Source organism: Coleofasciculus sp. A1-SPW-01 (assembly GCF_040217205.1).
In the GTDB taxonomy this organism is placed as follows: Bacteria; Cyanobacteriota; Cyanobacteriia; order Cyanobacteriales; family Coleofasciculaceae; genus Coleofasciculus; species Coleofasciculus chthonoplastes_A.
Map to the genome: position 1 here is coordinate 19,454 of NZ_JAVJNP010000167.1, position 7,700 is coordinate 27,153.

Annotated in this window: 8 protein-coding genes and 1 pseudogene; 6 read left to right on the forward strand and 3 right to left on the reverse strand. The window is 46.2% G+C overall.

Annotated elements, in window-relative coordinates; genetic code table 11:
- Positions 1-5: 5 nt before the first annotated feature.
- Positions 6-755 carry a DUF561 domain-containing protein gene (locus tag RH949_RS24985; protein WP_044205091.1) on the reverse strand — a complete coding sequence of 250 codons (750 nt, stop codon included), beginning with the start codon at positions 753-755 and terminating at the stop codon, positions 6-8.
- Between the two features lie 200 nt (positions 756-955).
- Here RH949_RS24985 and RH949_RS24990 point away from each other — a divergent pair, with 200 nt between their 5' ends.
- From RH949_RS24990 to RH949_RS25000, 3 genes are all read left to right on the forward strand, one after another.
- Complete coding sequence (locus RH949_RS24990; protein WP_446356947.1) at positions 956-2,047, forward strand: protein kinase domain-containing protein; 1,092 nt, start codon at positions 956-958, stop codon at positions 2,045-2,047.
- A gap of 59 nt (positions 2,048-2,106) precedes the next feature.
- Positions 2,107-2,526, forward strand: coding sequence for an acyl-CoA thioesterase (locus tag RH949_RS24995; RefSeq protein WP_446356949.1), 420 nt, complete (start codon positions 2,107-2,109; stop codon positions 2,524-2,526).
- Positions 2,527-3,360: 834 nt separating this feature from the next.
- Entirely contained in the window at positions 3,361-3,549 is a 189-nt protein-coding gene (locus RH949_RS25000) for a hypothetical protein (protein WP_006098911.1), read from the forward strand.
- Between the two features lie 300 nt (positions 3,550-3,849).
- On the opposite strand, the gene RH949_RS25005 is transcribed toward RH949_RS25000, so the two are convergent.
- Positions 3,850-5,517 carry a dynamin family protein gene (locus RH949_RS25005; RefSeq protein ID WP_446356951.1) on the reverse strand — a complete coding sequence of 556 codons (1,668 nt, stop codon included), beginning with the start codon at positions 5,515-5,517 and terminating at the stop codon, positions 3,850-3,852.
- A gap of 170 nt (positions 5,518-5,687) precedes the next feature.
- Here RH949_RS25005 and ahr point away from each other — a divergent pair, with 170 nt between their 5' ends.
- Together ahr and RH949_RS25015 are read left to right on the forward strand one after the other, a co-directional pair.
- On the forward strand, positions 5,688-6,692 hold the full coding sequence (gene ahr, locus RH949_RS25010; RefSeq protein ID WP_446356953.1) for an NADPH-dependent aldehyde reductase Ahr: 1,005 nt from the start codon (positions 5,688-5,690) through the stop codon (positions 6,690-6,692).
- Entirely contained in the window at positions 6,689-6,835 is a 147-nt protein-coding gene (locus RH949_RS25015; protein WP_446356955.1) for a hypothetical protein, read from the forward strand. The genes ahr and RH949_RS25015 overlap by 4 nt, the downstream gene beginning before the upstream one ends.
- Before the next feature lie 242 nt (positions 6,836-7,077).
- Here RH949_RS25015 and RH949_RS25020 read toward each other — a convergent pair.
- Positions 7,078-7,509 (reverse strand): annotated as a pseudogene (locus RH949_RS25020) (TPR end-of-group domain-containing protein); the annotation flags it as partial.
- Here RH949_RS25020 and RH949_RS25025 point away from each other — a divergent pair.
- The coding region (locus RH949_RS25025; RefSeq protein WP_446356957.1) for a tetratricopeptide repeat protein at positions 7,505-7,700 on the forward strand (196 nt) is incomplete at its 3' end. The pseudogene RH949_RS25020 and the gene RH949_RS25025 overlap by 5 nt on opposite strands.

Below are 7,700 nucleotides of genomic sequence, written 5' to 3' on the forward strand. Positions count from 1 at the left end.
ATGACTTAAACGCCTATTCGTGTTAGGTTAACCGTTGCCAAGGCTTCCACCAAACTGCGGACAGCCGCAACCATCGCCACTTCGTTGTCTAACTGATTCACCGCCGAACCAACGCCAACGCCAGCCGCGCCTGCGGCAATTGCCATAGGTACGGTGACACTGGATAAGCCAGAAGCACAGAGTACAGGTACAGATACGGCGCGAGAAATTTCCGATGCAGCGGCTAAGGTGGGAGCGGCTTTTTCAATCAAGCCCAAGGTTCCCGCCGAACGAGGTTGACTGCTCGTACCGCCTTCGGTTTGAATAATATCTGCCCCGGCTTGCACCAGTTCTTGTGCCAGTTCCACTTGCCGATCTAACGTCAGGATATGCGGAACAGTAACGGATAGAGTAATATCAGGCAAGAGCGATCGCGTCTGTTGGGTCAAGGTTAAAACCTCTGCTGCCTCAAACCGCCGCCCTTGGGCGTAGAAGCTATCGAAATTCCCAATTTCTATCAAATCTGCCCCGGCTTCCACTGCATTGACAAATCGCTGGGGTTCTACGGCAGAAACACAAATTGGTAGATTTGTCAACCCTTTTACAAGACGAATCAAATCTGGATCAGCGGCGATATCGACAAACGTCGCACCACCCCGATCCGCCGCCTTAACGGTAGCACTCACCCGTTGGGAGTCAAAGTTATTCAAGCCACTAATAACCTTGAGGACTTGGCGGTGTTCAAAAGCTTTTTGTAGTTTTGGATGCATAGTCATCGTTGCACGTCTGCTCTATATACTAACGATCTATCGTTTATTTTTGTCGAAGTTAATCGCTCAGGTCGCCTACATTTATTCATGAATAGGAAATATATATTGTGCCACTTATCGGGGCGTCGTGTAAATTTGAAGAAAGATAAGATCTTTGCCTAAACTAAGAACAGGCTGGAGAGCTTGTACCATCAGATTCTGGAAAAATGAATTTTGCGCCGGGAAACCTGTCTTCCTTCCACTCGGAAATTTTACAGCAAACCCAACTTGGTCAGCTTTGCGGTCAAAATGAACTCTTTTGCGATCGCTATGAGATCTTGCGAATGTTGGGGCGCGGTGGGTTTGGCGTGACCTTTCTCGCCAAAGATGCTGAGTTACCGGGTCAACCGCTTTGTGTGATTAAGCAACTTTGCCCCAAAGTTGATGACCCGAAAGCCTTGGAGAATGCTCGCCAGCGTTTTGAACGAGAGGCAAAAATTCTCGGCAAACTGGGTAGTCACTCTCAGATCCCCATGTTACTCGATTACTTTGAGACTGGAGAGGAATTTTTTTTAGTTCAGGAATATGTCCGTGGTTCAACCTTAGCACGGCTAGTCAGGCGGAGTGGATGTTTATCTGAGGTAGCCATCAGACAGTTTTTGGCGGAAATGCTACCCCTACTCGACTACATTCACCGCAATAACGTGATTCACCGAGATATTAAGCCACAAAATATTATCCGCTGTGAAGACGATGGTCGGCTGGTGTTGATTGACTTCGGTGCGGTCAAGGAGAAGTTGGTGCAAGCCCTCGACAGTAGCATGAAACTCGCCTCAACTCATTTTATCGGCACCGTCGGATTTGCCCCACCCGAACAGTTTTCGCTGCGCCCGGTATTTGCCAGTGATATCTACGCCCTAGGGATGACCTGTCTTTACCTGCTAACCGGAAAAGCGCCTCTAGACTTGCACAGCGATCGCCAAACCGGTGCCTTATACTGGGAACGCTTGGTGCATATCAGTCAGCCTTTGACTCAAGTGCTGCGGAAAATGACGAATGTATCGCTGACGAATCGTTATCATTCAGTTCGGCACATTCTGCAAGACCTGAATTTTAAATCACCCTACGACGATCTGGCGCAGTATTTAGTCAAACAACCCCACCCGAAAACTAGCACCTCAGCCAATCAAGATGAAAGTAGCCGCAAGGGTTATCGCACTCCCGCCGCAAAAGAGGCGATTGCCATTCGGGACTGGAAACAACGGCGAGAAAAAAAGCGGTGGCGTCCGAGTCAACCGCCATTGGGAAATTCTAAGTGAACAGAATAGTCAACCCACCAGCCTTAACCAGCGTGCCATTAAGCTTAACAATTTAAATCATGTCCTTTACCTATAATCGCACCGTCCGCTTTCAAGATACCGATGCTGCTGGTGTCGTTTACTTTGCCAATGTTTTGGCGATGTGTCACGAAGCCTATGAAGACTCTCTAGCCAAGGTGGGTATTAATCTCAAGACATTTTTTAGCCACACTGCTGTGGCTGTGCCAATTATCCACAGTAGTGTAGACTTTTTCCAGCCCATGTTTTGTGGGGACAATCTGCTGATTGATGGGATACCTCAACGGTTAAGTGATAGCAAGTTTGAAATTAAGTATCAGGTTATCGATGCTGCTTCACCGCAACGACACCTAGCAGATGCCTTAACTCGCCATGTTTGTATTGATACGAACACTCGCACTAAAATTATCTTGCCAGATGGGATGATTAATTGGTTATATAGCACTACGAAGAAACGTTAGGACATCAGTTAATCCCCACAGGGAATAGGGAATAGGGAATAGGGAACAGGGAACAGTAGAGAATGTCTTAACCTGAATGTCACTGACTTAAGCTGGGTTCGTAGTAGGCACGAAGCGTGCCAGAAGCGCTAAAGCGCTTACTACAAACTCTAAAGTCAGTGCCATTCGTCTTAACCTGCTTTACACCCCACACCCTACACCCTACACCCTACACCCTGCCCCAGTCTGTATTGCACCCAATCGAGAAGTGCCATTGTAGCCGTGCCAATTGGCAAACTGTACATATCCAGATGTTACCAAAGCTACAGATTGGGCGAGATGGATTGGTTATTTAATAGTCAATCAAAAGAGTTACCTATTATCCTATCTAAACCAAACTATATTTTTCTACTGTTGAAGTATTGACAGCAGGAGATTTAGTTATGGAATCTGTTCTTATTGTGATGCTTTTGGGTATTATATTCATGCTGGAAGTTTTAACCAGAAATGATCATGTTTAACTTGAGCTTGACTGGCAATTGAACGCTGACTTGTGCAGCAAGCCCTATTTAGCCATCGCCTAACCGCCGTACCTGAGTCGCCCAAGTGATCGGTAAACTACCCATAATCTTCATCAAATCTTCATTTCATGAAGATTGTTCGGTGAATCTACGCGAAATTGCTGATAGAACAGCCGCAAATTTTTCAGTAAGTTTACTGAAGTTATTTAGGAGGGTTTTTAGTTTATGATTTTACTTGACAGGAAGTTTTATCCCGGTGATTTTCCATCACCAAGTCATAGCTGAGTTTACCACTGGAGTCTTGCCAGTGATTGAGTAAGGTTATTTCAGGGCAATGTTTAACATAAGATTTACGTGTAATTTAACCGCCACGGCATTAGTCTTGGCACTCCTGAGTTATAGCTTAACCTCTGTGCAGGAGAGTTCAGCGCGATCCGTCAAACAAGAGCGATTTGCTCAAATTGAGAGTGGAATTAAATTAGTTGGTGTGTTTCGGGCAAAACAGTGGCGTTATCAAAAGTAGCCGGGAAATAAATTTCCGGAACCTAAAGCTTAAGTAAGCTAAAGCTTACTACGTTAAAGAATTTGAACCCGTTTTAACAGGTTTTAGCTTTCAGCCCGTAGACGCGGAGCGGCTTCTCTTAGAGTACTTTAGTTCAGGGCAACGTGCTCCTATAACGTTGCTATTCAGCTAGATTTAACCTATAGCCGGGAAATAAATTTCCGGGACCCAAAGCTTAAGTAAGCTAAAGCTTACTCCATTAAAGAATTTGAACCCGTTTTAACGGGTTTTAGCTTTCAGCCCGCTCTTGAGTTCAGGGCTTTAATTCAGGGCTAACCGCACCCGCTCCAATTCTTGCTCCAAATTCGCTAAAACATTTTGCAATAACTGTAACTGATGATGCTGAATTGTCAGTTTTAACGGCTCATTCGCTAGATTAACATTAATCACCGTTTCCGCCAATTTTTCATAAGCTTCCAAAGCAGAAACCGCCTCGCGGCTAAAACACGTTAGGTACTCTGTTGCTGCATCGGTGTAAGCTTGAGTCACTTGTTCTATATAAGACGTAGAAGATTTTGGCGGTGCAGAATCGCTAGGAGTTTTGTTTAACAAATACGTCGCCCCACCCGCAACCGCCGCACCAACGGGTCCACCAAATACCCAACCCAATCCTGTCGCGATCGCAACTGGAGTAACGCCCTTAGTTCCTTTCGCTTGGGGTGGGGGTTCCGGAAGCTTGACTTCTGGGGGTTTGGGAAAGGGAATCGTCAGATCAGGGGGAGGTTGGCGATCAAAAAATTCACTGGCTTGATGCACCCATTTAACAATTCCCTGTTGATGGTTCTGAATCGCCTCTTTAAAACCACCTTGTTCCCATAGATTAAATGTACCCTGCTGAAGCGCTGTAACCAGTTCTGATTGATAGCGTTCTAAAAGTTTCGGTAAATAGAGCCATCCTTGGAAATCAGACACACTGGCGGCGAATCCTTTTTTTATTAGGTTTTGTGCTTTTTGTTTAATCTCTAATTTGGTTTGATGCTTTTGTTCAGCCACGGTGATTTCAGCAGAAACGGCTTGCACTTTGACAGTTGCAGCCTGTTGGATTTGAGACGCGATCGCTTGCACACGGGGAAAGCGGAAGGCGAGGCTCTCATGGCGCGTGGCGACAATGCTTTGCAGCGCCGATTCCAACATATCTAACCCCGTGGTTTGGGCGGCGGCGGTATCGCCTTTGAGTCGATAGCGTAAGGCGGGGAGAGCATCGACGCGATAGATATTACTGATATTATTCGGAAGTTGCGATCGGAAACTTTCTGCCACAAATAGCAAACGGTTATAGACTTGTTTCTGCTCATTTGGTTCCAATAAATTCAGGAAATTAACCACAAAAACCACCGTAGTAATTCCCCGATCCAACAACCAATCTCTCAGGTGTTCTCGCTCCCCTAATGTCATCAACTTACGACCATCGAGAACCTGAACAATTAAATCAGCCGAGAGCAGTTGGTCGCGAACTAAAGCGTCCTGGGCTTTCCGATCATCCGTTCCCGGTAAATCCAGCAATTCTACCCCCGTTTTTAGGAACGGATGGGGACAAAAAACCTCAACATTCGTCACATCCTCCCGCATCCGCCGTTGGTCATCTAATATGGCAAACTGTTTCAGGACATCTGTACCGTTCTCGCTGATTTGTTGACCATTAGAGAGCGTAATGCGCGTGTGTAATTCGTTCCCGTAACCGATATGAATCGCTGCACCTGTGGTGGGGATTAAATCGATAGGTAGGGTACGTTTACCCAATAAAGCATTGAGTAGGGTTGATTTCCCGTAATTAAACGGACCAAAAACAGCAATGCGGAAAATCGGATTCTCCAGATAATCGCAGAGTGCGATCGCGTCTTGGCGGAGTTGGGCATTTTGTTCCCCATCCAGCAACCCAATTGCCGATCGCAGCGTGTTAGCAAGTTCGCGGAAAACGTCCTGTTCCATTGGTCATTCGTCTTATGTCTTATGTCTTATGTCAGAGTTTGAGGAATCTTTATCTAACTTAGTAGAGTTGGGTTTATTTCCATCAACCGTAACTAAGGGTACACTATTTTTCTGATAGAAGGGGGTTCAATCCTTTAACATGATAGACAGTAACTATTACAGATTTCATCATGATCAAAGCGTATGCCGCTCATGAACCCGGAGGACAACTCCAACCCTTCGAGTACGATCCCGGTACTCTCGGTGATGAAGAGGTAGAGATTAAGGTCGAGTATTGTGGGATTTGTCACAGTGATCTGAGTATGCTGGACAATGAGTGGGGAATGACCGAGTACCCCTTTGTTCCAGGTCATGAAGTTGTGGGTACAATTGCTGCATTGGGCGATAAAGTCACCACGCTCAACCTAGGACAACGAGTTGGATTAGGGTGGTTTTCGGGTTCCTGCATGACGTGTGAATGGTGTATGTCAGGAAATCACAACCTTTGCTCGAACGCAGAAGGGACAATTGTCAGTCGTCATGGTGGATTCGCGGATAAGGTTCGTGCGGATTACAGTTGGGTGGTTCCCCTACCTGATGGGATCAATCCCGCTACCGCAGGTCCGTTGTTCTGCGGCGGGATTACCGTATTTAACCCGATTGTTCAGTTTGACATTAAACCGAGCGATCGCGTTGGCGTAATTGGTATTGGTGGATTAGGTCATATCGCTTTGGGTTTCCTCCAGGCTTGGGGGTGTGAGATCACAGCATTTTCCAGTAGTCCTGATAAAGAAGCAGAAGCACGGGAATTGGGAGCCACTCATTTTATCAATTCGGGCGATCCCAAAGCCTTGGAATCCGTGCAGAATTCCTTTGATTTTATTCTCTCCACGGCTAGTGCTGACCTCGATTGGAACGCCTACATTGCTGCATTACGTCCCAAAGGTCGGTTACACTTTGTTGGAGTCATCCCCAATCCCCTGTCTACCCCAATTTTTCCCTTAATTGCCGGTCAAAAGTCAATTTCAGCGAGTCCACTGGGGAGTCCAGTCACCATTACTCGGATGCTGGATTTCGCCGCACGACAGGGCGTTGAACCCATTACCGAAACCTTCAGCTTTGAGCAGGTGAATGAGGCGATGGAAAAACTGCGCCATGGTAAACCGCGCTATCGCTTGGTTTTAAAGCATTCATGAAAAGCACTGATCCTTGGTCAGATGATTATTACACCTTGGATGTAGAAGGATTGATGCAGACGGTGGGATTTGAACATCACGTCACCGTGGCGAGTGAGCCGCGACATCGCACCATTATAGGTCGAAAGCCGGAGGAAGGATAGAGCGCGATCGCTCCAAGGAATATAAGCTATCATGCATTTAAATTGGGTATTAGTAGCGAGCAAGATGCAAAGCCTGCGGCATGGCTTCGCTTAACGCACTACAAGGCTTGCGCCATTACTGATATTAAGGTTTAAATGCCGAACAGCTTAGCACATTGTAGGGGCGACCCGCTTGCACCAATCCACAACACTGTTCACTCAATTTGATCGGGTCGCCCTTTACTCAACTGAGACTCTCCCTTTTAGCCCTCTATCAACGCTTGAAACCGCTGATCTTCCCGAATGCTGTCAAAGTTTGAGTCAGTTTTAGCCATTTCTCGGCATTCATCAGGATTTAGAGCAATAGCTTGCTGCAAGTTCTCGATTGCCAAGTCAACATTACCCCGCAAAGCATAACAGCAAGCTTTGAAGTACCAGGCATAGTGGTAGTCGGGTTTAAATTTTAGGGCTTTTTCGTAACTGGTGATCGCCTCCTCATATCTTTTCAAGAAAGATAGCGCATTACCTCGGTGAGACCAACCAGATTGGTAGTCAGGCTTGATTTCTAAAGCTTTATCATAGCTAGCGATCGCTTCCTCATATCTTCCCAAATAAGATAGTGCAATACCCCGGAAGTACCAGGCATAATAATCGTCAGGTTGAATTTCTAGGGCTTTGTCATAGCTAGCGATCGCTAGCTACGACACAGCCCTAGAAATTAAACCTGACGATTATTATGACTGGTACCTCCGGGGTATTGCACTATCTTATTTGGGAAGATATGTGGAAGCGATCGCTAGCTATGATAAAGCTTTAGAAATCAAGCCAGACTACCAATCTGGTTGGTCTCACCGAGGTAATGCGCTATCTTTCTTGAAAAGATATG

What these genes read in the sequence shown, in the direction of transcription:
- RH949_RS25005 (WP_446356951.1), bottom strand. Translation starts at nt 5,517, where the DNA reads ATGGAACAGGACGTTTTCCGCGAACTTGCTAACACGCTGCGATCGGCA.
- RH949_RS24985 (WP_044205091.1), bottom strand. Translation starts at nt 755, where the DNA reads ATGACTATGCATCCAAAACTACAAAAAGCTTTTGAACACCGCCAAGTC.
- RH949_RS25000 (WP_006098911.1), top strand. Translation starts at nt 3,361, where the DNA reads ATGTTTAACATAAGATTTACGTGTAATTTAACCGCCACGGCATTAGTC.
- RH949_RS24990 (WP_446356947.1), top strand. Translation starts at nt 956, where the DNA reads ATGAATTTTGCGCCGGGAAACCTGTCTTCCTTCCACTCGGAAATTTTA.
- RH949_RS24995 (WP_446356949.1), top strand. Translation starts at nt 2,107, where the DNA reads ATGTCCTTTACCTATAATCGCACCGTCCGCTTTCAAGATACCGATGCT.
- RH949_RS25015 (WP_446356955.1), top strand. Translation starts at nt 6,689, where the DNA reads ATGAAAAGCACTGATCCTTGGTCAGATGATTATTACACCTTGGATGTA.
- ahr (WP_446356953.1), top strand. Translation starts at nt 5,688, where the DNA reads ATGATCAAAGCGTATGCCGCTCATGAACCCGGAGGACAACTCCAACCC.